Below are 25,202 nucleotides of genomic sequence, written 5' to 3' on the forward strand. Positions count from 1 at the left end.
TGGCAATATTTTATTGCCACGGCGAGATACATAAAGCTTACAGATCAGAACTCTTCCCACTCATCATCCGTTTTCCGTGTTGATGTCCGGCGAGGCGCAGATTTTCGCACTGCCGGTGCTGTAGTGCGTTCCTGTCTGCGAGATGTAGCTGTAGTTGTTGCAGGTGCAGATCCTGCAAATTCCTGGTCACCGGTATGGAAGCGGTTCATCAAGGTTGTCAAACCCTGGGCCTGGTCATCCATGGCTTCACTTGCCGCAGCAGCCTCTTCAACCAATGCTGCGTTCTGCTGGGTGACTTCATCCAGCTGTGTCACGGCCTTGTTGACCTGTTCAATTCCCTGTGACTGCTCTTCACTCGCCGCTGCAATTTCAGCAATGATATCCGATACCTTCTTCACTGAATTAACGATCTCTTCCAGCGTGGAACCGGACTCGTCGACCAGCCGGCTTCCCTCTTCTACCTTGTCCACGCTGTCCTTGATGAGACTCTTGATTTCCTTGGCGGCGCCCGCACTGCGCTGGGCAAGATTACGCACCTCTGCAGCCACAACGGCAAACCCGCGCCCCTGCTCTCCGGCACGCGCAGCTTCAACCGCGGCATTCAGGGCAAGAAGATTAGTCTGGAAAGCAATCTCATCGATAACACTGATGATATCGGCAATCTCCTTGCTGGAGTCATTGATCGCGCCCATGGCAGCGACAACCCGGCCGACCACTTCCCCACCTTTTTCAGCCTGTTCTCGCGCGCCGGCCGCCAGTTGATTTGCCTGACGCGCGTTGTCGGCATTCTGACGAACGGTACTGGTCATTTCTTCCATGCTGGAGGCCGTTTCCTCCAGACTGGATGCCATTTCTTCAGTACGCTGACTCAGATCGGTATTGCCACGTGACAATTCACCGGCAGCACTGCCAATACTGTCTGCTGTGTTACGTATCTCACCAACGATCTGCAACAGGTTCTCAACCGAACCATTGACCGCAGATTTAAGCTCGGAGAACTGTCCCTGGTAGTCCCCGTTCATGGTACGGGTAAGATCTCCTTCCGCCAGTGCCTTGACCACCTCGGCAGTGGCCTGCATCGGGTCAACCATGGCGTCGAGCAATGCGTTGATACCACTGGCAACGTTGCGCGCAAAACCCTGGAATTGCTCCGGATCCAGACGGCTGTCAAGCTCACCGGCAGAAGCGGCCTCGATCAATTGTTCGATCTGGCGTTCAGCTTCTTTCTGCTCGGTGATATCACGCCATTCAACCATATTGCCCATCCAGTTACCCTGGTGGTCGAGTATTGCCGTGGCGTTGACCGTAAATTCGAGACCGGCCACCTGAATCTCGGCAAAAGCAGGTAAATTCTTCGGGTCACTGAGCAGTGCTCGCTGGTGGGCCGGATTCTTGTGGAACTGGTCAATATTGGATCCGACCAGGTCCGCAACGCTGAAACCGGGGAATACTTTTCGCAAATCCGCTTCACGATTGCTCAGCATGTCTTTGACAGCAGGATTGACGTAAGTAATATTCAGATCAGTATCACAGATCATCAGATTGGCCTGGGCGCCATCGACTGCTGACTGCAGACGGGCAACCTCAAGTTCCCGTGCACGCTGTTCGGTGACATCGGACCATTCCAGCGTATTCCCGACATAATTCCGGTCTGCGTCGAAGATCGCCGTAACATTCAGATTGAATGTCAACGGCCCAATATTGATATCCGTCGAATAGGGTAAATTCGACGCATCCGAAAGAAGTTTACGCTGATGCGCAGGATTCCTGTGGAAGACATCGATGCACGTTCCAACCAGTTTTTCAACATCGAACCCGGGGAATTCCTGGCGCAATATATCCTGGTGCCTGGTCAGCAGGTCAATAGTCGCCTGGTTAGCCGAAGTAATGATCAAATCGCGGTCAACCATCATCATGGCCGTCATGGCATTCTGTACAGCGCCTTCCAGGCGGGCAACATCGTCTTCGCGTTTACGCTGTTCGGTTATATCGTTCCATTGCACGACATAACCTGCGCGGTTTCCATCACGGTCATAGAGAACGCGCGTTTCGTGCGCAAAATAGAAATTGCCGGGAGTAATCGCGCCAACACGCCTGTCATCCTTGCCCAGACTATGCAGGATATGTTTGATGGCCTGCGGATCCTTGTGATAGCGGTGGATACTGCCTCCAACCACCTTGTCGGCTTCGAAGCCGGGCAGGTACTCGGCCAGTTCACCCTCAACGGCCCCCAGAACCTCGCGCGCCTTGCGATTGACGAAAACGATATTCTCGTCTGCATCGGCAATCATGATATTGTAGGGCGCCTGTTCCAGGATATCCTTCATGATACCGAGATCTTCCCATGATGATCCGGCTGCCTGTGCAACACTGTCCTGTACTGCCTTTTTACTCGTGGCCATTTCTGCCTCTCCTGCTTCAATCATTACTTCAGCAACCTGGTTCAATGCTTGCGTCCAGGCCTCCCTGACATCATTCGTCCATGCCTTTCCGGCAAACTCTGCCATGACATCCAGCAAAGTCCCGGCAACAGCAGCGTAGTGTTCCGGTTCAGCGCCGTATTCAATATGTTTTCTTCCCAGATCCGTCAGCGCCTTGTGAAGCGCATCCGGTTTCCGCAGACTGTTGACCACCAGCTTCAGTGCGGCCAGCAGTTTTTTCTGCTGTTTCTTTATGTCCGTATTGGCAAACAGCGGTTGTACAGCCGGATAGCGTTTGAACAGTTCCTCATAGAACCTCGCGACCAGTGCTTCTGCCTCACCTGCAAGCAGTGCGAAGGAATTCTCCAGCAGTGCAATACGTGTCTCCGCTTCAACCTGTTCCGGTGTCATGGAATCATCCGATTTTCGGCGTGACGATTTCCGCCGGTTTCCGGTCGTGCGTCGTTCGAGACCTTTCAGTTCATCGGTCGCCTCACCGGGTTCGTTATCCACCAGGCCTTGCGTCATTGGGCACTGTCCGGCTTTTTTCCGGGTTTTCTTCATCGTCATCAGCTTACCCCATCCATACCAGTCCACTCAGTATCCACAGCCATAATTCGCTACGCCATCCCTGTCTGGGCTGTCGTTTTTGTCGGAATGTTCGGCTGCGTTGCACCATCATCCGGTCCTATCCTGATATTTTGTCCATAGCGGATAATTCACTGGTATTGAGAAGATGATCAACATCCAGAAGGATGACCATCTTTTCGTCAACTGTTGCCAGTGAACGTACCGACTCCATAATGCTGTTTGCCGTGCCGGGTGGTGCCGCTTTGAGCTCTGACTCGGGTATGTCGTACACGTCTGACACAGCATCCACGACGACACCCATGATACGCTCTCTGTCTTCACCCTTTACCTTGAGTACGATCACAACTGTCGTTGCACCGTAGGCAACAGCCGGCATCCCGAAACGCTGGCGCAGATCGACAACCGGGACAATGGCACCACGAAGATTTATTACACCCAGAATATATTCCGGTGTATTGGGAATATGGGTAATACGGTCCCAGCCCTTGATTTCCTGAATGCGCAGGATATCCACCCCATATTCTTCACCGTCAAGCAGGAAGGTCAGGTACTGGTCTTCGTCACCTGTAAGACCAATGGCCATGGAGGCCGCTTCAATCTTCGCTTCAACCTGTGCTGTTTCCATGATGTTTCCTTATGCTGCCTGTTCATCGCCGGCAGAGCGCCGTTCGGCCGGTCCTGCACTGCCACTCAAACTAATGAGGCCACCCACGTCAAGAATCAGGGCCACAGTGCCATCACCCAGAATAGTTGCCCCGGAAAGTCCCTCTACGCGCCGGTAGTTGGTTTCCAGGCTCTTTATGACCACTTGTTGCTGTCCCAGCAGTTCATCGACCATGAGGCCGATCTTGTGCCCCTCGTGCTCAACGACAACCAGCAGAGCTTGTTCAAGACACGTTGTTTTGGGTTCAATACCAAAAATCCCGTAGAGGCGCACAATCGGGATGTAGTCATCGCGAAGCCTGTACATTTCCGTGTTACCCGCAACTGAATTCACCATAGCGCTATCAACCTGAAGCGACTCAACAATGGATATCAGAGGCATAATGAAAGTTTCATCCCCGACACTGAGCAACTGGCCATCGAGAATCGCCAGTGTCAGTGGCAGGCGTATAATGAACGTCGAACCTTCGCCTGCTATTGACTGCACTTCGATCGCACCGCCAAGATCCTTGATGTTGCGGCGCACGACATCCATGCCCACACCACGTCCTGATACATCGCTCACCACATCGGCCGTTGAGAATCCAGGCTCAAAGATCAGCTCCAGAATACGCTCATGACTCAGTTCTTCATCCGCCGCAACCAGGCCGCGCTCACGTGCCCTGGCAAGGATCTTTTCAGCAGGCAGTCCACCACCATCGTCAGAAATCTCAATAACGATATTTCCACCCTGGTGATAGGCGTTCAGGTGTATAACGCCGGTTTCAGGTTTGCCACGGGCAAGGCGCTCCTCTGGCATTTCAATACCGTGATCCAGTGAGTTGCGTACAAGGTGAACCAGCGGGTCACCGATCTTCTCCATCACAGTCTTGTCAAGTTCGGTACCTTCACCCGAAATTTTCAGTTCGATCTTTTTACCAAGCCGGGATGACAGGTCATGCACCAGGCGCGGGAAACGATTAAACGAGAAACTGATTGGCAGCATACGGATCTGCATGACACTTTCCTGCAACTCACGCGTATTGCGTTCCAGCTGCTGCAGGCCATCGCGCAGTTTTTCCAGTCGGGAAGCATCGAATTCCTCAATTTCACCGCTGCCGACCTGCCCCAGCATGGACTGGGTGATCACCAGCTCTCCGACCATATTGATCAGCTCATCGATCTTCTGGATGCTTACCCGGATAGAGCTGTCTGCGGTATTGACGGAACGCCGGTCGCCTTTGCGACGGTCGTCGCCTTGTCGCCTGTCTTCTGCCTTTTCCACACGCTTGACTGTCGGCGTTTCAGTCTTGCTTTTCACCTGGGTGGGTTGTGAATGACTTGTGCCTGAGGCTTCGGACTGCCCGGTAACCAGTGGTTCGATACTGAGGTCACAATCGCCATCGACCCACTCAAAAATCTCGTCCAGCTGTTCACGCGAAACGTCTCCCTTAACGGTCAACTTCCAGGACAGGTGACATTCTTCCGGATCGAAATCGTCGAACGGAGGTAGTGCGTCGGTAATGACTTCTGCCTTCAGCTCACCGAGTTCTGCAAGTTCACGGAACATGCGTACCGGGTCATTCCCGGTTTTCAACAGTTCAGTGTATGGCCTGAAGTCGATCAGCCAACCTTCTGTGCCACTTCCCGCTACTGCCGACTCAGGAGTATTAGTGCCTGAATCTTCACGCTTTCCCAGCATGGCTTCCAGTTGCGACTGGATCGCAGCAGCCCGCTCAGCATCGAATTCCCCATCATCTCGCGCTGCTTCCAGCATATTGCGCAATACATCACCGGATTCCAGCAACAAATTCAGTGCATCACTGGTGATTTCCCGCTCGCCCTCCCGCATCTGATCGAGCAGGGTCTCCATTACGTGGGTAAAGCCGGCGACAGCGGTAAAACCGAAGGTGCCGGAACCACCCTTGATCGAGTGCGCAGAACGAAAAATCAGGTGAATCAGTTCGGGATCGTCTACGCCCTGGCTGAGATCCAGTAGCGCATTTTCCATGGCTTCCAGGCCTTCGAAGCTTTCCTCGAAAAAGACCTGATGAAACTGACTGACGTCAATTGTCATCGGTAATTATCCCAGTACACGTTTGACGGTGGAAAGTAACTGGTCAGGATTGAACGGCTTTACGATCCAGCCTGTTGCTCCTGCCGCCTTGCCTTCCTGCTTCTTGTCCGTGCCTGATTCGGTCGTCAGCATCAGTAACGGTGTAAATTTGTAATCGGGTAATGTTCGCAGTTCCTTGATCAGGGCGATTCCATCCATACGTGGCATATTCACGTCGGATATCACCAGATTGAAACTGCTTTTTTTCGCCAGCGCGAGGGCTTCAACACCATCAGCCGCCTCTGTAACGGTATGCCCGGCCTGCTTGAGGGTAAAGCTCACCATCTGCCGCATGGAATTTGAATCGTCTACTGCAAGTATTGTTGCCATTTGGTAGGTACTCCCTGGTCTCTCTGTCCCTGAGTCTCAATTGGCTTCAGTCAAAGCCAGGTGTTCGCGCATACCCAGAAGTTCTACTGAGCGGGTAATTGCCTCACTGGCATTAACCCAGCGCAGGCAATTGCTGGCTTCCCGCAAGGTGCGTTGAACCTGATATAGAAGCTGGATAAATGCGGTATCGATCCGGGTAACGGCAGCACCGTCAAGAACAATATCTGTGCCTTTTTCGATGAGTGCTACGAACTGCTGGTGGAATTCACCGGACTGTGCAATGGTAAGTTGTTCGGGTAACTGTATGGCTTCCACCGCTTTGTCGGTTTCATACTCCACTTGTGTCATACACCTGCTCCATACAATCTGCTATTCAGCCGCGCTAGCGGCAACATCCGATCTGACTTAAGAACAGCTGAGCGCCATCAAAGATATTCCTGTCACCTCGATGCGCGTTGTTTCCAAACGCCTGATGCATGAGTCATGCCAGCACTACAACACAGAAACCGGCTGCTTTTTTCTCCGCCAGATACGGGATTTCTGGAACATTTGAGCTTGCTGTGTGAAAGGATGCACGCCGGGCGTGCGACATATCGTCAGTAAATTGACTTGTATGTGGCATAAATCCGACTATCTCCCATGTCACAAGACAGTCTCAAATCCCTTCACGATGCACTGCGTATATTTATCAATCGCGAAGCGCGAAAAACTGAATTGATGCGCTCGCGGAGTCGCAAAGCACGCAAAGGGACAGGCGGCTAATGACAGGATTCGTCATGCCGGCGCGGGGAAGAAATGCCAGCGCTTTACCAGGCGTCATTCAGGTCAGTATTGTCTCCAGCAGACCATTGACGTCTATCAGCAAACAGTCCTTGTCGCTGCCTGTACTGAGATAACCCTGCATCGTACTGGCCAGTCTTTCATTCTGGCCGACACCCAGCGCGCTGGTAGTGGTAATTTGTTCCGGTGTAAAACTTACCATATCGCTGATCTCATTCAGCCGAAGTGCAACACGCGGTGTTTTCCCGTCAACCGTAACAAACAGGGAGACCGAGCGGATACTGTCTCGGATCTGCCCGCATGCACGGTCAAAAAGGCGGCGCAACTCGACCAGCGTAGTATCACGCTCTACAGCAAGTTCCTTCAGTGCCTGCTCGGCATGCCCCTTGTCCTTGAGGTTCAACAACCGGTCAGCCATGGCATGGATGCGCTTGTGAGGCTTGTCAAACTGGATCAGGATTTCCTTCAGTTCCTCATCGCGTGTTTCATAATGATCGTACCACTGACCAAATTCACACTGGTGAGGGTTGCGCGCCCTGGTGAAAGCTTCATCCGTTTTTATTGAGTGCTCGAGGGCATTCAGCCAATCGATATGGTCCTGTTCACGGGCAACCAGCGTGCTGATCAAGGCTTCCTTTTGTTCGCTGCAGGAGCTTATGCCGAGGAATTCCGCAAAATCGAAAACCCTGACAGGTACGCCATGATGCTTGATGATGCCCAGCGCACCACGCCCCTGGAAGGGATCGGGCTGGATTGCATTGTTATCCTGCTCTACAGACAGGACATTATCCAGGTTTATGGCGAACAGGCTGTCGCCTACCCAGAACGTGAAGGCATTCAATGCATCGGCCATGCTGTGGGTTAAATCTGATACTGCGGCCTGACTCATAGTGGCAATCCTTTGATAGAAACGCGATCCCTGTAGCTATCGGCTGAACGGGTTCCGGGTTTAGGGCGGATTTATCCTGGACCGGTTGTCATAACTTCCACTCATAGACGGCTTCGACTGTACGCCCACCATCACGCCAGCCCAGGGAAGAACAAAGATTCCGCACCAGGAAGATACCCCTGCCTGAAGAAGTTGTGCCAAGGGTACCGGGTCCACCTCTGACAATGCATCACCGGAAAGTTTCAACCGGACGGACGGTTGCGACATATGGCTTTCCCGCCTGTTTACTGCAAACTCATACTTCCACTCATCAACACCTTGCCAACACCCTGCCCCAGCGCCGTACCGAATTTCTTGCTGAATTTCTGGAACAGGTCTTCTTGCGGCGTGTAATCGACAATCGCCTCCGCACCGATTACCTCGCGCGCCACGTAACTGGCGTTGCCCAGTTCGTCAACCAGCCCCAGGTCGATGGCCTGTTCGCCGGTCCAGACGTAACCACTGAACAGCTCCGGCGTCTCCTTCAGCCGATCGCCACGACCTGCACGTACCGTATTGATAAATTGCGAGTGAATATCAGCCAGCAGCTTTTGGACGTGGGCGACATCAGACGCCCTGGCCGGCAGGAAAGGGTCGAGAAAACCCTTGTGTTCCCCGGCGGTCAACAGGCGGCGTTCCACGCCCAGCTTTTCCATGGTTCCGACAAAACCAAAACCGTCCATGCGTACACCGATAGAGCCGACAATACTGGCCTTGTCCGCATAGATCCTGTCAGCCGCCGCGGCAACGTAATAACCGCCCGAGGCACAGATGTCCGCGATAACGACATACAGCGGGATATCGGGATACTTGCTGCGCAGGCGCCCGATCTCATCGTTAATATAACCTGCCTGCACCGGGCTGCCGCCTGGACTGTTGATACGCAGTATGACGCCAGCAGTATTTTTGTTTTTAAACGCATCGCGTAAACCGCTGACAATATTATCGGCATTGGCCTCTTCATCCGCTGAAATCACGCCCTTCAGTTCGACCAGCGCGGTATGGCGTTTGTGTTCGTCAGCATCCATGTCGATGCTGGGTGTATACAGGACCACTATCCCGACCAGGTAGGCGAAGGTCAGGAATTTGAAAAAGATTCCCCAGCGGCGTGCGCGGCGCTGCTCGGCCAGCGAGGAGGTTGCCAGTTTCCGGATAAGATCGCGCTGCCATTCAGCGGTTTTTTCCTGTGTCGGATCGGTGTCCTGATTCGATGTCATATGTACTACCTCAGTTTACGAAGCAAGGGGTTCATGTTTGATGCGGCCGGGATCAAGCCATTGCTGTTCCGCCAGCCAGTCAACCAGTTCGGTGATATTGTCCAGACAGACCAGCGGGCCGTGCCGGAGCAGGCGTTCGCGGGCGTGCACGCCATAGTTGACCGCGACAGGGCCGACGCCAGCCTCGTTGGCCATCTTCAGATCGTATTCGGTGTCGCCGACCATCAGTGCCTGCCTGGCCTCAATACGTGTTTCCTGCAGAATTTCCTGCAACATCTGTGGATGCGGCTTGGACTGTGTTTCATCGGAACAGCGGGTAACGGAAAACAGATTTTCCAGACCGGTATCGGCCAGCACCCGGTCCAGACCGGTGCGGCCCTTGCCCGTGGCCACCGCCAGCTCGAAGCCCGCCTCTTTCAGCAGCAACAGGGTCTCCCGGCTGCCCGGAAACAGGTCCGATTGCTGTGTACCGGAAAACCAGTGACGCCGGTAACATTCCACGAAGCGCTGGTTGAAGCCGTCATCCTGCCCCGGGTAGAGGGCGTCTATGGCTTCCTGCAAGCCCAGACCGATAATATTTCGACATTCGTCAACACTGCGGGCTTCCAGCGCCAACTCCTCGATTGACGACTGAAGGGCGTGCACAATCTGGGTTTCCGAATCCATCAGGGTTCCGTCCCAGTCAAACACAATCAGCCTTACGGCTGACGGAAGGTTTCTCGCTTTACTGTCCATTTCCTTATACATCCGGCCTGTATCGGACCATCACTCCAGTTGCTGAATCAGTTTTCTCAAATCAGGCGCCAACGGTGCACTGACCTCAATCTCACGCTGCCTTTCCGGGTCGCGGAAGGCAACAAAATGTGCATGCAGAAACAGGCGTTTCAGCCCCAGCCTGCGCAACTCGCGGTTGAAGCCGGCATCCCCGTACTTCGTATCGCCCGCCAACGGGTGTCCTGCGTGCGCTGCGTGGACACGAATCTGGTGCGTGCGGCCGGTCTTGAGTTCGGCCTCCATAAGACTGGCGTTGGCATAACGCTCCAGAAAACGGAAATGCGTCAATGCCGTCTTGCCTTCCGGGTCGACGCGCACAATACGCTCACCGCCCTGCATCTGGTTCTTGCGCAACGGGGCGTTGATTTTCCACGGCCCCTGGCTCCAGTCACCCTGCACCAGCAGCAGGTAACGCTTTTCGACCCCGCCGTTGCGCAATAATTCATGTAGCGTGCGTAACTCACTGCGACGCCTGGCAATCAACAGGCAGCCCGAGGTATCACGGTCGAGCCGGTGCACCAGTTCCAGGTAAGGGGCATCGGGTCGCAGCGCACGCAATGCCTCGATCACGCCGTAGCTCAGACCACTGCCGCCATGCACGGCCATGCCCGAGGGCTTGTCCAGCACCAGCAGCCGGTCATCTTCATAGAGGATACTTTTGGCCAGCGTGTCTACTGCCCCCGTAGTCGGCTCGGCCTTGCGCGTTTCAGCGACCCGAACAGGCGGAATCCGCACCTGATCGCCCGCCTTCAGGCGGTAATCGGCGCGGATACGACCACGATTGACGCGCACTTCACCCTTGCGCAACAGCCGGTAGATGCGACTTTTCGGAACGCCCTTGAGCACACGCAGGAGAAAATTGTCGATGCGCTGCCCGGCCTGCCCGTCACTGATATCCACCCACTGTACGCTGGGCCTGTGCGTATTCTCCATGCGCGCGCATTCTACCAGCGTCGTCGCCGGACTGCTTGTGAATCTGCGCCAATTTCATGGAATATGAACGACTTGGAATACTAATAAGCGTTTGATATCACGGGGTTGGACTGCTATAGTCAGAGCCGCTCGCGCAGCTGAACCGGAAAGGAGTTTCCGCGCTCTGCCGGCAACTGAACCCTATTCGTTTCCACCGGGCAGTCGCAGTACGCCATGCCCGGGGATCGAGCAGAAGCGCTTTATCGGGCTTCTACTGTTTTTAACCGACGAACAACTACTGGTTGCTCCTGTGTCGTTAACGATAGCTTTGATTACTGGCCTGCTCGCCGGATCCGTCACCTGGCTGATTCGATCCTCCGGCGCACCTTGTGCTGTGCGCCATCCTGAGCCTGTTCCTGTGAGAATCACGGCGCGCCATCGCGACATGGTCGAGCGCATGAGAGAAAAATCAAATGAAACGTATGCTTATCAACGCCACGCAGCCCGAAGAGCTGCGTGTGGCTCTGGTGGACGGCCAGAAGCTCTTCGATCTCGATATTGAGGTACCTTCCCGCGGCCAAAAGAAATCCAACGTATACAAAGGCAAAATAACCCGCATCGAGCCCAGCCTCGAAGCCGCTTTTGTTGACTATGGCGCCGAGCGCCACGGCTTCCTGCCCATGAAGGAAGTCGCCCGTACCTATTACCGTGAAGGCGCCGGTGAAGGCAGTGGCCGCGTTTCCATCAAGGAAGCCCTGCGCGAAGGCCAGGAAATCATCGTCCAGGTCGAGAAGGAAGAACGCGGCAACAAGGGCGCCGCACTCACCACGTTCATCAGTCTGGCCGGCCGCTACCTTGTCCTGATGCCCAACAACCCCCGCGCCGGTGGCGTATCGCGCCGGATCGAGGGTGAAGATCGCAGTATTGTCCGGGATGCCATGGCGCAGCTGGAGTACCCCGACACCATGGGGCTGATTGTGCGCACTGCCGGCGTCGGTCGACAGAGCGAAGAACTGCAGTGGGATCTGGACTATCTGATTCATCTCTGGGAATCCATCGCCAAGGCCGCTGAAGAACGCCCTGCCCCTTTCCTGATCTACCAGGAAAGCAATGTCATTATCCGCGCCCTGCGCGATCACCTGCGCAGTGACATTGGTGAAATCCTCATTGATGACAAGGAGGTCTATCAGCGTGCTGTCGAGTTCATGACCCAGGTCATGCCTCACAACCTGCCCAAGCTCAAGTTTTACGACGATCCGGTGCCACTGTTCTCCCGCTACCAGATCGAAACCCAGATTGAAACGGCTTTCCAGCGTGAAGTCACCCTGCCGGCAGGCGGCGCCATTGTCATCGACCACACCGAGGCGTTGATCTCCATCGACATTAACTCGGCGCGTGCCACCAGGGGCAGTGACATCGAGGAAACAGCGTTAAATACCAACCTCGAAGCCGCTGACGAAATTGCCCGCCAGCTGCGCCTGCGCGACATGGGCGGCCTGATTGTGATCGACTTCATCGACATGCAACCGACCAGGCACCAGCGCGAGGTGGAAAACCGCCTGCGCGACGCCTTGCGCATCGACCGCGCACGCGTGCAGGTTGGCCGTATTTCGCGGTTCGGCCTGCTGGAAATGTCACGCCAGCGGTTGCGCCCGTCGCTGGGCGAGTCCAGCCAGATCGTCTGCCCGCGCTGTAACGGCCAGGGCACCGTGCGTGGCGTGGAATCGCTGGCGCTGTCGATCCTTCGTATCATTGAAGAAGATGCCATGAAGGAAAAAACCGGGCGCATCATTGCACGCGTCCCTGTCGATGTTGGCACCTACCTGCTCAACGAAAAACGCGACATCCTGTTCAATCTTGAACAACGGCACAAACTGAGCGTCACATTGATTCCCACGCCCAGCCTGGAAACGCCGCACTACGAAATCAAACGGGTGAGGGCTGATGAACTCAGCGGTGAGGAAGGCGCAACCAGCCATAAGCTGATACAGCAAGAGGAAGAAATCGACATTTCGGCTGCATTGCGCGAGAGCAAGGCACCGGAAGCTGAAAAACCCGCTGTTCAGTCCGTGACGCCCTCCGCACCGGCACCCACGCCCACACCGGCTGCGCAGCCTGCTGCGGCACCAGCAACCGGCCTGATCCGTCGTCTGTGGGAAAACCTGTTCGGCAAAACCGTTGAAGTCGAGGAAGAGAAAAAACCCGAACCTCAACGGCGCAGCCGGTCTCGCGGCACTAACCGGGGTGGGCGCAACCGCGCCGGTGGCAGCAAACGCAGTCAGGGGAGCCGTCGCAACGAGGGTGAAAAGCGCGAAGCCACCGGCAAACAGGGGCAGGCTCAAAAACCCCGGCGACGCAATAGCACTGCGGCCAGGAAAGACAGCAAGGAAAACAAAGAAAGCAAGGAAACCCGGGAAGTCACAACAGACAAGCCCTCAACCGGGAAGGTCGAGGCAGCACAGACGACCGGCACTGAGCAGGCCAGGGGTCAGGGTCAGCAACGCAGCGGCAGTCGCCGCGGCCGCCGCGGCGGGCGCCGTCGTTCCGGTCAGCGACGTGATGGAAATGCCGCGCAGAACCCGAACAGCGCCTCTGGCGACGATCAGTCCGGTGCTGCCAAACAGGACAAACCGGCAGCAAACAACACATCATCCGGCGGAGAAAACCGTGACGGGGCACCTGTCGCACAAAAGCCGTCCGCACCCGCAGCAAGCAAACCCGCTGCCGAGGTGAAACCGGCTCAGGAACAAAAAAAGCGGCAACCTCCTGCACCGGTTGAAACACCCAAACCGGTTGAGGCAGCCAGGCCCGCAGCAACAGCGGCATCAACAACGGCTTCGGCACCGGCTAAAGCTGAGCCAGCGCCAAAAACCGCTGCACCTGCCACGCCTCCCTCCAGTGCGGACAAGCCAAACGCTGCAGGAGATAAATAACGCTCCAGGTCTGTGTAAAGCGATTACCGTCATACCGGCGCATGCCGGTATGACGAAACGGGGGCTAGCGTTCTATCCGCCGACGAATATCTTCCAGTAGTCCCCTTGCACCCTCCTCAACCATGTCGAGCACACGTTCGAATCCCTGTGTCCCGCCATAGTAAGGGTCCGGTACATCACTGGACTGACCGGTTTCAGCAAAATCCAGCAATAAACAGATACGATCCTGTCTATGTTCAGGACAGATGGCGCGCAGGTCCTGCAGATTGTCCCGGTCCATAGCCAGGACGTAATCGAACATTTCGAAATCATCTTCACTGACACGTCTGGCACGTTGTGGGGTCAGGTCAATACCACGACCCGCCGCCGCCTGTGTGGCGCGCCGGTCCGGTGGTTCGCCGACGTGATAGGCATGCGTACCGGCCGAATCAATTTCGACATGGGCTTCCAGGCCCGCCTCCTGCACCAGCCTTTCAAACACGCCCTGGGCCGTAGGTGAACGGCAGATATTACCCATACAGACAAATAATATGCTTATTTTACTCATGGTTAGAGGTTTTTCCTGATGTATTTTATTGCACTTGCAGAACATTATCACGCATTCGTGTTGTTCGTTACAATGCGCGCATGATCGACGACACGCTGAAGCGCCAGTTACGTTCCCTGATTGGATACCAGGTGGAGTATCGTGGCCGCCCGTGCCAGGTCATAGAGGTGCTGGATTCAGAACAGGCGCTGGTGGTGCAGTGCGTTTCCCGTACAGCCCCCCCGACAATCCAGGGCAACCAGTTTGGAGAAGCTACGCGACGGGTTCAGGCCTGCCATACCATCAAACTGTACGATGAATCACAGCGGCTCGACCCGGACATCCGTCACTGGCTGAATCAGGCGTCAGCCTGACGCGCCCTGAGCAACTCCTCGGCAATCATCAGATCGTCTTCCGTATCAACACCCGGCCCGGGGCGTTGTCCGGCCTCCGCCACATGAATGCGTTCGCCGTACCACAGCGCGCGCAACTGCTCCAGCTGTTCCGCCTGTTCCAGCGGACAGGCACGCATTTCAGCGTAACGGTTCAGATAACCGACACGGTAGGCATAGATGCCGATATGGCGCAGCGGCATAATACCAATGGGCAGCGCCCTGGCCTCATCCACCAGCAGATCACGATCCCAGGGAATGGGTGCACGACTGAAATACAGCGCATAACCCGCCTTGTCACAGACCACCTTCACGACGTTGGGGTCAAAAAACTCACCGGCTGCCAGCAGCGGGGTAGCAACAGTGGCCATGGATGCCTCACTGTTATCGGCAAGATCATCGGCCACCTGTTCGATCAGTCCTGGCGGCATGAGTGGCTCGTCACCCTGGACATTCACCACGATCGTGTCAGCTGACCAGCCCAGCGTGTTGACCACTTCACCCAGCCTGTCGGTGCCACTGGCGTGGGTGCTCGCTGTCATACAGACCTCGGCACCAAAGTCGCGGGCCGCACGTTCAATCCGTTCGTCATCGGTGGCAATAACAATCTGGTCGGCACTACACTGTTTCGCGGCTTCCCAGACATGCTGCAGCATCGGTTTGCCCAGCAGTTGCCGTAACGGCTTGCCCGGCAGACGCGTTGAAGCATAGCGCGCCGGTATCACAACCTTGAAGGACTGGCTCATTGATTTCCCCCTCCCGGCTGCCGCGATGCCTGGATTTCCTCGTCTGCGGGGAGTTCGCGGGCTTCTTCCTCAAGCATGACGGGGATGTCGTCACGTACCGGGTAAGCAAGTCGGTCAACCTTGCAGATCAGTTCCTGCCTTGCCTTGTCGTACACCAGGGGACCCTTGCAGACCGGGCATGCCAGAATATCGAGCAGTTTTTTATCCACGATGTTTTTTCCGTGTCAGCGTTTCAAGCAACCATTGCCTGAATGCCGGCCCGAGGTTCAGTTCGAGCGGGACATACCAGGTATTTTCGCCTGCGAAGTTGCGGCATTTTACCGCGTCTTTCGCCGTCATTAAAACCGGAGAATCATCATCAAAGCGGATATCACCGGCAATAAAGGCATGATGGTCGGCAAAGGCTCGCGTATCGGGTTGTATGCCCTGACTGTCCAGCATCCGGAAGAAGCGCTCGGGACAGCTGATGCCGGCAATGGCGTGGCAGGGCTGACCGGCAAAGGCACGCAAGGCGCGCCGGGTTGCCGGACTGCGCACCTTTCTCGCGTCCGCGGGTGCCACTGCAAGCTGGAATCGCGCGGCCGGGTTATCGCCCAACGCCACCGTTGCATCGACGTCCTGCAGTCGCGACAGGGGCTCCCTGAGCGGGCCGGCCGGCAGGCAGCAGCCGTTTCCGAACCCGCGTTGCGGGTCTATCGTTACAATCTCGATATCACGCCCCATGCGCTCGTGCTGCAGGCCATCATCACTGATCAATACATCGACGCGATGGCTGGCCAGCAAGGCGCGCGCCGCCGCGACACGATCAGGCCCGGCATAGACGGGGGCAGTGGCAGATTGCGCAAGCAGCACCGCCTCATCACCCGCATCACACGGATCGCTGTCGGCCGTGACCGCGAGCGGCCAGTCGGTTGCGCGACCACCGTAACCGCGCGTCACAATGCCAACGCGTAAACCTTCGTCGATCAACATGTTGGTTATGGCAATCACCAGCGGCGTTTTGCCGGTGCCGCCCACCGTAAGGTTACCGACCACAAGGGTCGTTACGCCGGGATGAACACGCGTTAACAGGCCCGCCCTGTGCAACAGGCGACGCATCCGCAGCAGTGTACAGTAGCACCAGGAAAACGGCATCAACCAGGCAGGTGGCAGTGCATCGGTATACCAGATGCGATTCAGCCAGCGCTCCACCTGAACCCGCTTCATGTCATCCGGGTATCGCTGAACTGCAGACGGTACAGGTCGGCATACAGACCCTGGCTGGCCAGCAATTCCGCGTGGGTTCCGGTTTCGACGATCACGCCCTGCTCGATGACCAGAATACGGTCGGCATGTTCAACCGTCGACAGCCGGTGAGCAATGATGAGTGAGGTACGCTTGTGCATCAACTGCTGCAATGCGTCCTGCACCAGCCGTTCGGACTCACTGTCGAGGGCGGAAGTCGCTTCATCGAGTATCAGTATCGGCGCGTTCTTGAGCAGGGTACGCGCTATCGCCAGTCGCTGGCGCTGCCCGCCGGACAACAGGGTGCCACGATCACCGATGCGGGTATCCAGCCCCTGCGGCAAATCGCGGATAAACTCCATGGCGCGTGCCGCTTCCGCCGCCGCAATGATCTGCGCTTCGCTGGCACCGGACAGGCTGCCGAAGGCGATGTTGTTGCGGATGGTATCGTTGAACAGGATAACTTCCTGCCCGACCATGCCGATCTGGCGGCGCAGATCGGCGAGCCGGTAATCCCTTAAATCCCGGCCATCGAGCAACACACTCCCCTGGTCCGGGTCATGGAAACGCACCAGTAATTGTGCCAGTGTCGATTTGCCACTGCCGGAACGACCGACCAGTGCAACGGTCTGGCCGGGTTCGATCACAAAGGAAAGCCGGTCGAGCACATTACCCTTGTGCGTATCGTAGGCAAACGAAACCTCGCGGAATTCAATGGCACCGCGCGCCTGTTTCAGTGGCACATCGCCACCTGTATCCTCATTGCGCTCGTCCAGCACGCCAAAGATGCTGCGCGCCGCCGCCACACCGCGCTGCACGGACGCGTTGATATTGGTCAGCCGTTTCATGGGCTGCATCAGCAACATCATGGCAGCAATAAATGACACGAAACTGCCAACGCTGATTTCACTGGCGACCGATTCCAGTGTGGTCAGGTATATCACCAGCGCAAGAATACAGGCTGAAATGAACTGGACAACGGGTGTGCTGGCGCCTGCTACGGCAGCCATCCTCAGGTGCAGTTGCCGGTTGCGCTCATTAACGTCCCGGAAACGGGATTCCTGCCAGTGTTCGGCGCTGAAGGTTTTGATCAGCCGTTGCCCGTGAATCGCCTCGTCGCTGAACTGGGTAAGCTCACCCATGGAATCCTGTATAGACCGACTGATGCGCCGGAAACGACGGCTCACATAGCGAATCAGCCACACCAGTACCGGTCCGACGAGCAGGAACAGCAGCGTCAGCCAGCCGCTGACCCAGAACATGTAAGCCAGCAGGAACAACAGCGTGAGTGTATCGCGGATCAGGATCGTCACCGCATTGGTGCTGGCCTCAGCCACCTGTTCGACATCGAAGGTCAGGCGCGACAGCAGGCGGCCGGCCGTGTTGCGGTCATAGTAGCTGACCGGCAGGTGCAGGAATTTATGAAACAGTTCCTCGCGCAGCTGACTGATGACGCGCCGGCTGATCAACGCCATACCATAGCGCGAAGCGAAGCCCCCCAGACCGCGGAACAGAAACAGCAGGATCAGTGCAACCGGAACCAGGCGGATGGTGGTTGGATCACGCTCGATGAAATTGCCGTCGAGCAAGGGTTTCATGAGCGCGGCAAAGCCGGTTTCGGTACCCGCCACCAGCACCATCGCCAGCACTGAACCGGTAAAAATACGCCAGTGCGGCCGGGCGTAGGCCAGCAGTCGTCGGTAGGGCCCGGTTACCGTAACAACCGTCGTATCACTCTCCGCCATTTTCAGGTTGATTGGTCGCCAGTGACATCTTCTCCAGCCCCAGTTGCGAGGTCGCATCCATGGCACGAATCACGGCCTCGTAGGGTGACGTGCGATCGGCGCGAATCACTACCGGCATCTCTTTCCTGTCACCGAGGAACTTGCGAATTGCACCCTTGAGCGTTTCCAGTTCTGTATTGACCACCTGCTCGCCACCAATAAAGAAATGTCCCTCGGCATCGATCAGGATTTCCAGTACCTCATCGCGGTCTTCCACCGCTTCCGCACTGGCTTCCGGGAGTTCAATCCTGATTTCCGATTCACGCTGAAAGGTCGTGGAGACCATGAAGAAAATCAGTAGAATAAAAACCACGTCGATCAACGGCGTGAGGTTGACCTCCGGCTCATCCATCGGTGTCTGGCGCAGCTTCACGGCAGGTCACTCACGACGCTGTCCTGCGGACGCTGGCCATGCAGCACCTCGACCATGCGCAACGCCTGCTGTTCCATGCGAATCACCAGCAGCGCCACCTTGCCGCGGAAATAGCGATAGGCCATCAGGGTGGGAATAGCGACAACCATACCCGCCGCCGTGGTAATCAGCGCCTCGGAAATACCGCCCGCCAGCGCCGCCGGGTTGCCTACGCCCTGGGTGGTAATGGCGGAAAACACCTTGATCATGCCGATAACAGTGCCCAGCAGGCCCAGCAAGGGGGAAATCGCCGCGATGGTGCCGAGTGTGTTGATGTAACGCTCCAGTTCATGGACGACGTGGCGACCGGTGTCCTCGATCGCTTCTTTCATAATCTCGCGGCTGGCATTGCGGTTGGAAAGACCGGCGGCAAGAATACGTCCAAGCGGTGAACTGGCGCGCAGGGCCTGCATACGCTCAATATCGAGTTTTTTGTCCTTGGCCCATTCCCACACCTGGGCGGCCAGTTCCGAGGGAATGACGCGCCTGATGCGCAGCGTCCACAGGCGTTCGGCGATAATCGCAAAAGCGATAATCGAGCAGGCAATAATGGGGGCCATTAACCAGCCGCCGGCGGTAACCAGTTCAAACACGTTTGCCGTCCTTTTCTGTTGGTTTGTCAGTTATTTCAGAATTGTTGCGAATAATACTTGAATCAGGCGCAAATACGAATGCCCGCTGCCGTTATGGCAGTACTGCCCTGACCGTTAACGCACCAAAACGTTGATGCCGGCGATAGGCACGCACGGCAAGCGGGCGACCTGCATCGATCCTGATCTGCACGCTACCCTCGCGGGCAGTATTCAGCAGTGTTGCCCCCATGACCTGGTAGCGCCGGCTCACATCCGCCTTCGGGAAACCGAAGCGGTTCAGGTACCCCGTGGAGAAAATCACCAGATCGGCCTTCACCGCGGAAACGAACCCGGAACTTGAAGAGGTCCGGCTTCCATGATGGGGTGCCAGCAATACACTGGAGGACAATTTTTCCGCTGCCTGGCGCAGCAACCGCTGTTCCACCCGACGCTCGATATCACCCGGCAACAGTATCGAACGTCCGTCGCCGGCAGTCACGCGCAGGACGCAGGATGCGTTATTACCCGTCCTGGTGTCATCGGGCGGCGACAAAACTTCAAACTGCACCTTATCCCAGACCCAGTACTGGCCACTGCGACAGGTATGAACCCCCGGCACTGCCAGTTCACCTGGCTCACCGCTTGAGACAATGCCCGTGTGGAACCCTGAAAGCAGTGCTTTTGCACCACCCGCGTGATCGTTATCGGCATGGCTGATGATCAGCCGATCGATAAAAGCATATCCCAGCCCACGCAGGAAAGGTGCAACGACGGCTTCACCGGTATTAAACCCGCTGCGAAATGCCGGCCCGGCATCGAACACCAGCAGGTGCCGCTGTGTCTGGATCACGGCCGCCAGACCCTGCCCGACATCCAGCACCGTCATCCACAGATTACCCGCCGCCGGACGGGCTGCCGGCGTCAGCGCAACAGCACCCAGCAACAGCATTCCGGTCAGTCGCACCGGCAAAACCCGGCAGGCCAGCACACAGATCATACCGAGCAGCGTCCACAGCAAACCCGCAGCGGTAATGGCGGGCAGGTGCATCAGGTTACCCGGCCAGTCGGAAAACCAGGCCAGCAATTGCCATAATCCCTGCACCGAGACAGCCGCCACTGACAGCAACCAGGCTGACGCCAACGGCCATAGCGGCAGACACGCCAGGCCGGCCAGCAGGGGTGGCACAACCAGAAACCCGACCCAGGGAATGGCCAGCAGGTTCGCCACTGGCGCCACCACTGAAATCTGCTGGAACCAGACCCAGCCCGGCGGTAACAGCGCCAATGGCAGCAGCAACTGCAGGCGGCCGATGCTGTACCACTTCGGCAGATTGCCCTGGTAGCCCACACTCAGATACAGAATGGCCGCCACCGCGCCGAACGATAACCAGAACCCGGGGGTCAGTGCGGACAGCGGATCGACCAGAAGTACCAGTAACAGTGCCAGTGACCAGCTATGCCAGGGCGAGAAGCGTTGCGAAGCAAACCCGGACAGCATGAACACACTGATCATGATCAGTGCACGTTGTGCGGGCACCTCAAACCCGGATAACAGCGCATACCCCAGTGCCGCTGCCATGCTGGCGAGTGCCGCGGCGTGGCGCGACGGCCAGTAGCGGCAAAAACCGGCCAGCCCCCACAGGCTGCGCGCCAGCGCAAACACCAGGCCTGCCACCAGCCCCACATGAAGGCCGGAAATCGCCAGCAAATGGCTGGTTCCCGTTGCCCGCAACACCTCCCACTGGTCAGCGGTCATCCGGCTGCGGTCTCCCACTCCCAGTGCTCTCAGCAGAGCGGCCTGCGGGTTGTTGCCGAGCTGCCGGGAAATTTGCTGCGCTATCCACTGCCGGGCCGTGTGCAGGCTGAAACCGGAAGACAGGCCGATACGCTGGTTGCCTGCCTTGCCGCGCACATAACCGGTGGCACGAATGCCGGCCGCGAGCAGCCAGCGTTCATAATCAAATCCTCCCGGGTTGGCGAAACCGTGCGGGCGTTTCAGGCGCACCCGCAACTGCCAGCGCTCCCCGGCCTGGAGTGGCGGCGCATGACGATACCAGCTCAGGCGTACCAGCAACGGAAGTGAATGACAACCGGTCGCGTCCCGGTAACAGTCGACCCGGAAACGGAAACGCCGCCGCCCGTCTGCCAGTGTTTCCGGCAACCCCTGAACCACACCCTCCACCTGCAGGTCACGATTTTCCAGCAGGCGCGGCAAATCCTGCGCCAGCACCTGGTCCAGCTGCCAGCCGCTCCAGAGGAAGCCGGCCACCACCAGTCCGGGAAACCGCAACCACTTCCAGGGTGTGGCAAGCAGCAGTAACAGGGGTGCAGCCAGCGGCCAGCCGGCAACCGGCATAAATGACAAAAACACGCTTGTTCCGGCCAGAATGGCCAGTGCGGAGTAAAGCATTTCGTCCCTGAAATCCCGTTTATCCGTCGCTGCTGACGTTACGCCGCAACCGGCAAATCAACAAGCATTTTGTGACGCACGGCTTTGTCTGAAACCCGGCATCTGCTACAATTGGCGTCAATCAACGCGCCATTGCTGGCGGCCTTCAGCCACCGATCGGGGGGAATATGCGACAACTTGCTGCTTACGCTGCCCTGCTGGCACTGGCTGCCACGCACGCGCAGGCCGACAACATCGGCGTAAAAGCCGGCGCCTACCGCTGGTCCTACGACATCAGCGGATCGGTACGCTATCAGAGTAATCGCTCGTCGGACGATATCGACGTCAACGATGACCTCGGCTATGGCGATGACGATCAAAACAGCTACTACATCACCTTCGAGCACCCGCTGCCGGTACTGCCGAATATTCGTCTCAGCCGCACCAATATCGATTCGAGCGCCAATGGGCGGTTAAGCAGCACGGTTAATTATGGCAACACCACCTTCCTGTTGAATGAGAATGTCAGCAGTGAAGTGACGCTGGACCAGACCGATGTCACCATGTACTACCAGCTGTTTGACACGGTACTCAATATTGATCTTGGCCTGAACGCCAAATACATCGATTCCCGCTCACGCATCACAGGTTCGCTTTCAGGCACGGAGACAGCCGATGTTTCCGGCTGGGTACCCATGCTCTACGCGGGCTTCGGCGCCGACCTGCCGTTTACCGGCCTTTCCATCAGTGCCGATGGCAGCTTTGTGGGGTACCAGGACAGCACCTTCTACGATTACACACTGAAGGCCAGCTATATCACCCCCTGGTACCTGGGTGTCGATGTCGGTTACCGCGCCATTCGCCTGAACCTCGATGATTTCGACGGCTCCTATGCCGATATCGAGTTCGACGGTCCGTTTGCCGGCGCGCATTTCGCATTCTGACTTTCCCCGTGCGCCGCTGGCGTCTGTTTTCTGCGCTCACGCTTGTCCTGCTTGCCTCATCGCTGGCGGTTTCCTGTGCCACCTCACCACCCCGCGACACCCGTAACAGCTGCGCTATTTTTACCGAGAAAGACGGCTGGTACAGCGATGCACTGGACAGCCAGAAGAAATGGGGTGTACCGATCCATGTGCAACTGGCCATCATCTATCAGGAATCCCGTTTTGTGCATGACGCCAGACCCCCGCGCAAAAAACTGCTGTGGGTGATTCCCTGGACACGCCTGTCTTCGGCCTATGGCTATGGCCAGATCAAGGACGGCACCTGGGACTGGTACCGCAAGTCTACCGGTAACCGTTGGGCGGATCGTGACGATTTCGAGGATGTGGTGGATTTCATCGGCTGGTACGGGAATGTCTCGCACCGCAAGCTGGGGATCAGTAAACAGGATGCCTACAGCCAGTACCTGGCTTACCACGAGGGTCACGGCGGTTTTAAACGCAAGACCTACAAAAAGAAGCCATGGCTGATCAAAGTCGCGAAAAAGGTGGCTTCGCGCGCTTCGGCCTACCGCGCACAACTCAAACAATGTGAAGACGAGCTGGACAAGGGCTGGTGGTTCTTTTAGCCCGTAAGTCTGCCGTCATCGAGGTGCAGGATATGGTCCATACGTTCTGCCAACTGGATGTCATGGGTGACAACGACGAAGCTGGTATTGAGATCCCGGTTCAACTCCAGCATCAACTGGTAAATATGCTCGGCATTACGCCGGTCCAGGTTACCGGTTGGCTCATCGGCCAGTACACAGTCCGGGCGTGTCACCAGCGCCCTCGCCACAGCAGCGCGCTGCCGTTCACCACCTGACAGTTCGGAAGGCTTGTGGCGGATACGCGCCTCCAGGCCAACACGCTGCAGCATATCAACCGCCTTGTCGCGCGCCTCGTCAACCGTGTAACCCCGAATCATCAGTGGCATGGCAACATTCTCCATGGCACTGAACTCGGGCAGCAAGTGATGGAACTGGTAGACAAAACCCAGGTGGCGATTACGCAGCCGGCTGCGTGCAGCTTCGCGCATCCGGCTGAAGCGCTTCCCCATCAACTCGACCTCTCCCCGGGTAGGTTGATCCAGTCCACCCAGCAAATGCAGCAAGGTGCTTTTACCACTGCCGGAGCTGCCGACAATCGCCAGCTGCTGTCCAGCCTGAATCGTAAGATCAACCTCCGTCAAAACAGGCACATTCAGGTCACCTTCACTGAAAGTCCGCCCCAGCCCCCGGCACGACAACACCACACGCCCTTCATTCATAGCGCAACGCCTCGGCTGGCTGGGTCCGTGAAGCACGCCAGGCCGGGTAGAGTGTGGCGACAAAACTCAGCAGGAAGGCCACGCCGCCAATCTGCCAGACGTCCGGCCAGTTTATTTTTGAAGGCAGGTCACTGATGTAATACACATCAGCCGGCATGAACTGGACACCAAAGGCCTGCTCGATCGCCGGCACGATGGTTTCGACGTTCATCGCCAGTGCAATACCTCCCACCAGCCCGAGCGCAGTGCCCAGCGTTCCGATCAACGCCCCCTGGATCATGAAGATGCGCAGGATAACGCCAGGCGTGGCGCCAAGCGTGCGCAGAATGGCAATGTCAGCGCGCTTGTCCGTCACCACCATGACCAGTGTGGAAACGATATTAAAGGCCGCCACGGCAACAATCAGTGTCAGGATGACAAACATGACGCGCTTCTCGGTCTGCACCGCACGAAAGAAATTGGCGTGCTGGCGTGTCCAGTCCTCGACACGCAGGTCACCGCCGAATTGCCGCGCCAGCTGTTTTGCCACACGCGGGGCCTGGAACAGGTCTTCCAGCCTGAGACGCACACCACTGACCTTGTCACCCAGGCGGAACAGGCGCGCTGCATCCTGCATGTGCACCAGCGCCACGCCACGGTCGTACTCGTACATGCCCACCTCGAAGATACCGACCACGTGGAACCGCCTCAGGCGCGGAAGGATACCGGCGGGACTGAAATTGGCCTGTGGCGTAACCACAGTCAGGCTGTCACCCACGCGCGCACCGAGGCTGTAGGCCAGCTCACTGCCGAGAATTATCCGGTACTCGCCTGCCTGCAGGTCGTCCAGGCGCCCCATGACCATGTGCTCACCGACCGTCGATACCGCCGGTTCACGTGCTGGCAGAATACCGCGGATCAGCGCGCCACTGACCTTCTTGCCCTGTGTCAGCATGACCTCACCCTGTACGTAGGGCGCCACGCCGACCACCTCCGGGTGCTGCAGGGCAAGTTCCGAGGCCTTTTGCCAATCCGCCAGTGGTGCCCGGTTACCACTGATGCTGGCATGCGAGGCCATGCCGAGAATCCGCGTCCTCAGCTCCTGTTCGAAGCCGTTCATAACCGATAGCACCGTAATCAGCGCCGCAACACCCAGCGCGATACCCAGCATCGAGATCAGGGAGATGAAGGAGATGAAGTGGTTTCGGCGCTTGGCGCCGGTGTAGCGCAGGCCAATCCAGATTTCCAGGGGGCGAAACATGCGGGGCATTAAATCACAAGCGAG

23 protein-coding genes are annotated in these 25,202 nt (G+C 57.1%); 4 read left to right on the forward strand and 19 right to left on the reverse strand.

Annotated elements, in window-relative coordinates; all coding sequences use genetic code 11:
• Window positions 1–44 precede the first annotated feature (44 nt).
• From ACW81B_RS03630 to rluC, 9 genes are all read right to left on the reverse strand, one after another.
• Window positions 45–2,990 (reverse strand): methyl-accepting chemotaxis protein, encoded by a 2,946-nt coding sequence (locus tag ACW81B_RS03630; protein WP_491578849.1) that lies wholly within the window; start codon window positions 2,988–2,990, stop codon window positions 45–47.
• A 118-nt stretch (window positions 2,991–3,108) separates the two neighbouring features.
• Window positions 3,109–3,594: a chemotaxis protein CheW gene (locus ACW81B_RS03635; RefSeq protein WP_491578907.1), complete on the reverse strand. Its 486-nt coding sequence runs from the start codon at window positions 3,592–3,594 to the stop codon at window positions 3,109–3,111.
• A gap of 51 nt (window positions 3,595–3,645) precedes the next feature.
• Complete coding sequence (locus ACW81B_RS03640; RefSeq protein WP_491578850.1) at window positions 3,646–5,730, reverse strand: chemotaxis protein CheA; 2,085 nt, start codon at window positions 5,728–5,730, stop codon at window positions 3,646–3,648.
• Between the two features lie 6 nt (window positions 5,731–5,736).
• Window positions 5,737–6,099 (reverse strand): response regulator, encoded by a 363-nt coding sequence (locus ACW81B_RS03645; protein ID WP_491578851.1) that lies wholly within the window; start codon window positions 6,097–6,099, stop codon window positions 5,737–5,739.
• 36 nt (window positions 6,100–6,135) lie between these two features.
• Window positions 6,136–6,447, reverse strand: coding sequence for an STAS domain-containing protein (locus ACW81B_RS03650; protein ID WP_491578852.1), 312 nt, complete (start codon window positions 6,445–6,447; stop codon window positions 6,136–6,138).
• A 472-nt stretch (window positions 6,448–6,919) separates the two neighbouring features.
• Window positions 6,920–7,768 (reverse strand): CZB domain-containing protein, encoded by an 849-nt coding sequence (locus ACW81B_RS03655; RefSeq protein WP_491578853.1) that lies wholly within the window; start codon window positions 7,766–7,768, stop codon window positions 6,920–6,922.
• Window positions 7,769–8,052: 284 nt separating this feature from the next.
• Window positions 8,053–9,024 (reverse strand): S49 family peptidase, encoded by a 972-nt coding sequence (locus ACW81B_RS03660; protein ID WP_491578854.1) that lies wholly within the window; start codon window positions 9,022–9,024, stop codon window positions 8,053–8,055.
• A 15-nt stretch (window positions 9,025–9,039) separates the two neighbouring features.
• The gene (locus ACW81B_RS03665) at window positions 9,040–9,759 is read right to left on the reverse strand and encodes an HAD-IA family hydrolase (RefSeq protein WP_491578855.1); all 720 of its coding nucleotides are present in this window, start codon (window positions 9,757–9,759) and stop codon (window positions 9,040–9,042) included.
• Between the two features lie 30 nt (window positions 9,760–9,789).
• Window positions 9,790–10,731: a 23S rRNA pseudouridine(955/2504/2580) synthase RluC gene (rluC, locus tag ACW81B_RS03670; RefSeq protein WP_491578856.1), complete on the reverse strand. Its 942-nt coding sequence runs from the start codon at window positions 10,729–10,731 to the stop codon at window positions 9,790–9,792.
• Window positions 10,732–11,183: 452 nt separating this feature from the next.
• On the opposite strand from rluC, the gene rne reads away from it, so the two are divergent.
• Window positions 11,184–13,643: a ribonuclease E gene (gene rne / locus ACW81B_RS03675; RefSeq protein ID WP_491578857.1), complete on the forward strand. Its 2,460-nt coding sequence runs from the start codon at window positions 11,184–11,186 to the stop codon at window positions 13,641–13,643.
• A gap of 64 nt (window positions 13,644–13,707) precedes the next feature.
• Here the strand turns inward: rne and ACW81B_RS03680 are convergent, their stop codons facing one another.
• On the reverse strand, window positions 13,708–14,190 hold the full coding sequence (locus tag ACW81B_RS03680; RefSeq protein ID WP_491578858.1) for a low molecular weight protein-tyrosine-phosphatase: 483 nt from the start codon (window positions 14,188–14,190) through the stop codon (window positions 13,708–13,710).
• Window positions 14,191–14,270: 80 nt separating this feature from the next.
• Here ACW81B_RS03680 and ACW81B_RS03685 point away from each other — a divergent pair, with 80 nt between their 5' ends.
• Window positions 14,271–14,543 carry a hypothetical protein gene (locus ACW81B_RS03685; RefSeq protein WP_491578859.1) on the forward strand — a complete coding sequence of 91 codons (273 nt, stop codon included), beginning with the start codon at window positions 14,271–14,273 and terminating at the stop codon, window positions 14,541–14,543.
• Here the strand turns inward: ACW81B_RS03685 and kdsB are convergent.
• The 7 genes from kdsB to ACW81B_RS03720 form a co-directional block, all read right to left on the reverse strand.
• Window positions 14,528–15,307, reverse strand: coding sequence for a 3-deoxy-manno-octulosonate cytidylyltransferase (gene kdsB, locus ACW81B_RS03690; protein WP_491578860.1), 780 nt, complete (start codon window positions 15,305–15,307; stop codon window positions 14,528–14,530). The genes ACW81B_RS03685 and kdsB overlap by 16 nt on opposite strands.
• Window positions 15,304–15,516, reverse strand: coding sequence for a Trm112 family protein (locus ACW81B_RS03695; protein WP_491578861.1), 213 nt, complete (start codon window positions 15,514–15,516; stop codon window positions 15,304–15,306). Before ACW81B_RS03695 ends, kdsB begins: the two co-directional genes overlap by 4 nt.
• Window positions 15,509–16,513 (reverse strand): tetraacyldisaccharide 4'-kinase, encoded by a 1,005-nt coding sequence (gene lpxK, locus ACW81B_RS03700; protein WP_491578862.1) that lies wholly within the window; start codon window positions 16,511–16,513, stop codon window positions 15,509–15,511. Before lpxK ends, ACW81B_RS03695 begins: the two co-directional genes overlap by 8 nt.
• Window positions 16,510–18,276 carry a lipid A export permease/ATP-binding protein MsbA gene (gene msbA / locus ACW81B_RS03705; protein WP_491578863.1) on the reverse strand — a complete coding sequence of 589 codons (1,767 nt, stop codon included), beginning with the start codon at window positions 18,274–18,276 and terminating at the stop codon, window positions 16,510–16,512. Before msbA ends, lpxK begins: the two co-directional genes overlap by 4 nt.
• Window positions 18,263–18,688: an ExbD/TolR family protein gene (locus ACW81B_RS03710; RefSeq protein ID WP_491578864.1), complete on the reverse strand. Its 426-nt coding sequence runs from the start codon at window positions 18,686–18,688 to the stop codon at window positions 18,263–18,265. Before ACW81B_RS03710 ends, msbA begins: the two co-directional genes overlap by 14 nt.
• Window positions 18,685–19,320 carry a MotA/TolQ/ExbB proton channel family protein gene (locus ACW81B_RS03715; protein ID WP_491578865.1) on the reverse strand — a complete coding sequence of 212 codons (636 nt, stop codon included), beginning with the start codon at window positions 19,318–19,320 and terminating at the stop codon, window positions 18,685–18,687. The genes ACW81B_RS03710 and ACW81B_RS03715 overlap by 4 nt, the downstream gene beginning before the upstream one ends.
• A 91-nt stretch (window positions 19,321–19,411) precedes the next feature.
• Window positions 19,412–21,709, reverse strand: a complete 2,298-nt coding sequence (locus ACW81B_RS03720) for a DNA internalization-related competence protein ComEC/Rec2 (RefSeq protein WP_491578866.1) — start codon at window positions 21,707–21,709, stop codon at window positions 19,412–19,414.
• Window positions 21,710–21,876: 167 nt separating this feature from the next.
• On the opposite strand from ACW81B_RS03720, the gene ACW81B_RS03725 reads away from it, so the two are divergent.
• Together ACW81B_RS03725 and ACW81B_RS03730 are read left to right on the forward strand one after the other, a co-directional pair.
• Window positions 21,877–22,632: a TIGR04219 family outer membrane beta-barrel protein gene (locus ACW81B_RS03725; RefSeq protein WP_491578867.1), complete on the forward strand. Its 756-nt coding sequence runs from the start codon at window positions 21,877–21,879 to the stop codon at window positions 22,630–22,632.
• 8 nt (window positions 22,633–22,640) lie between these two features.
• Entirely contained in the window at window positions 22,641–23,258 is a 618-nt protein-coding gene (locus ACW81B_RS03730; RefSeq protein WP_491578868.1) for a transglycosylase SLT domain-containing protein, read from the forward strand.
• On the opposite strand, the gene lolD is transcribed toward ACW81B_RS03730, so the two are convergent.
• Window positions 23,255–23,938 (reverse strand): lipoprotein-releasing ABC transporter ATP-binding protein LolD, encoded by a 684-nt coding sequence (gene lolD / locus ACW81B_RS03735; RefSeq protein ID WP_491578869.1) that lies wholly within the window; start codon window positions 23,936–23,938, stop codon window positions 23,255–23,257. The genes ACW81B_RS03730 and lolD overlap by 4 nt on opposite strands.
• The gene (locus ACW81B_RS03740; RefSeq protein WP_491578908.1) at window positions 23,931–25,178 is read right to left on the reverse strand and encodes a lipoprotein-releasing ABC transporter permease subunit; all 1,248 of its coding nucleotides are present in this window, start codon (window positions 25,176–25,178) and stop codon (window positions 23,931–23,933) included. The genes lolD and ACW81B_RS03740 overlap by 8 nt, the downstream gene beginning before the upstream one ends.
• Between the last annotated feature and the right edge of the window lie 24 nt (window positions 25,179–25,202).

This window comes from Thiogranum sp. (genome assembly GCF_058323355.1).

What these genes read in the sequence shown, in the direction of transcription:
- ACW81B_RS03630 (WP_491578849.1), bottom strand. Translation starts at nt 2,990, where the DNA reads ATGACGATGAAGAAAACCCGGAAAAAAGCCGGACAGTGCCCAATGACG.
- ACW81B_RS03635 (WP_491578907.1), bottom strand. Translation starts at nt 3,594, where the DNA reads ATGGCCATTGGTCTTACAGGTGACGAAGACCAGTACCTGACCTTCCTG.
- ACW81B_RS03640 (WP_491578850.1), bottom strand. Translation starts at nt 5,730, where the DNA reads ATGACAATTGACGTCAGTCAGTTTCATCAGGTCTTTTTCGAGGAAAGC.
- ACW81B_RS03645 (WP_491578851.1), bottom strand. Translation starts at nt 6,099, where the DNA reads ATGGCAACAATACTTGCAGTAGACGATTCAAATTCCATGCGGCAGATG.
- ACW81B_RS03650 (WP_491578852.1), bottom strand. Translation starts at nt 6,447, where the DNA reads ATGACACAAGTGGAGTATGAAACCGACAAAGCGGTGGAAGCCATACAG.
- ACW81B_RS03655 (WP_491578853.1), bottom strand. Translation starts at nt 7,768, where the DNA reads ATGAGTCAGGCCGCAGTATCAGATTTAACCCACAGCATGGCCGATGCA.
- ACW81B_RS03660 (WP_491578854.1), bottom strand. Translation starts at nt 9,024, where the DNA reads ATGACATCGAATCAGGACACCGATCCGACACAGGAAAAAACCGCTGAA.
- ACW81B_RS03665 (WP_491578855.1), bottom strand. Translation starts at nt 9,759, where the DNA reads ATGGACAGTAAAGCGAGAAACCTTCCGTCAGCCGTAAGGCTGATTGTG.
- rluC (WP_491578856.1), bottom strand. Translation starts at nt 10,731, where the DNA reads ATGGAGAATACGCACAGGCCCAGCGTACAGTGGGTGGATATCAGTGAC.
- rne (WP_491578857.1), top strand. Translation starts at nt 11,184, where the DNA reads ATGAAACGTATGCTTATCAACGCCACGCAGCCCGAAGAGCTGCGTGTG.
- ACW81B_RS03680 (WP_491578858.1), bottom strand. Translation starts at nt 14,190, where the DNA reads ATGAGTAAAATAAGCATATTATTTGTCTGTATGGGTAATATCTGCCGT.
- ACW81B_RS03685 (WP_491578859.1), top strand. Translation starts at nt 14,271, where the DNA reads ATGATCGACGACACGCTGAAGCGCCAGTTACGTTCCCTGATTGGATAC.
- kdsB (WP_491578860.1), bottom strand. Translation starts at nt 15,307, where the DNA reads ATGAGCCAGTCCTTCAAGGTTGTGATACCGGCGCGCTATGCTTCAACG.
- lpxK (WP_491578862.1), bottom strand. Translation starts at nt 16,513, where the DNA reads ATGAAGCGGGTTCAGGTGGAGCGCTGGCTGAATCGCATCTGGTATACC.
- msbA (WP_491578863.1), bottom strand. Translation starts at nt 18,276, where the DNA reads ATGGCGGAGAGTGATACGACGGTTGTTACGGTAACCGGGCCCTACCGA.
- ACW81B_RS03720 (WP_491578866.1), bottom strand. Translation starts at nt 21,709, where the DNA reads ATGCTTTACTCCGCACTGGCCATTCTGGCCGGAACAAGCGTGTTTTTG.
- ACW81B_RS03725 (WP_491578867.1), top strand. Translation starts at nt 21,877, where the DNA reads ATGCGACAACTTGCTGCTTACGCTGCCCTGCTGGCACTGGCTGCCACG.
- lolD (WP_491578869.1), bottom strand. Translation starts at nt 23,938, where the DNA reads ATGAATGAAGGGCGTGTGGTGTTGTCGTGCCGGGGGCTGGGGCGGACT.
- ACW81B_RS03740 (WP_491578908.1), bottom strand. Translation starts at nt 25,178, where the DNA reads ATGTTTCGCCCCCTGGAAATCTGGATTGGCCTGCGCTACACCGGCGCC.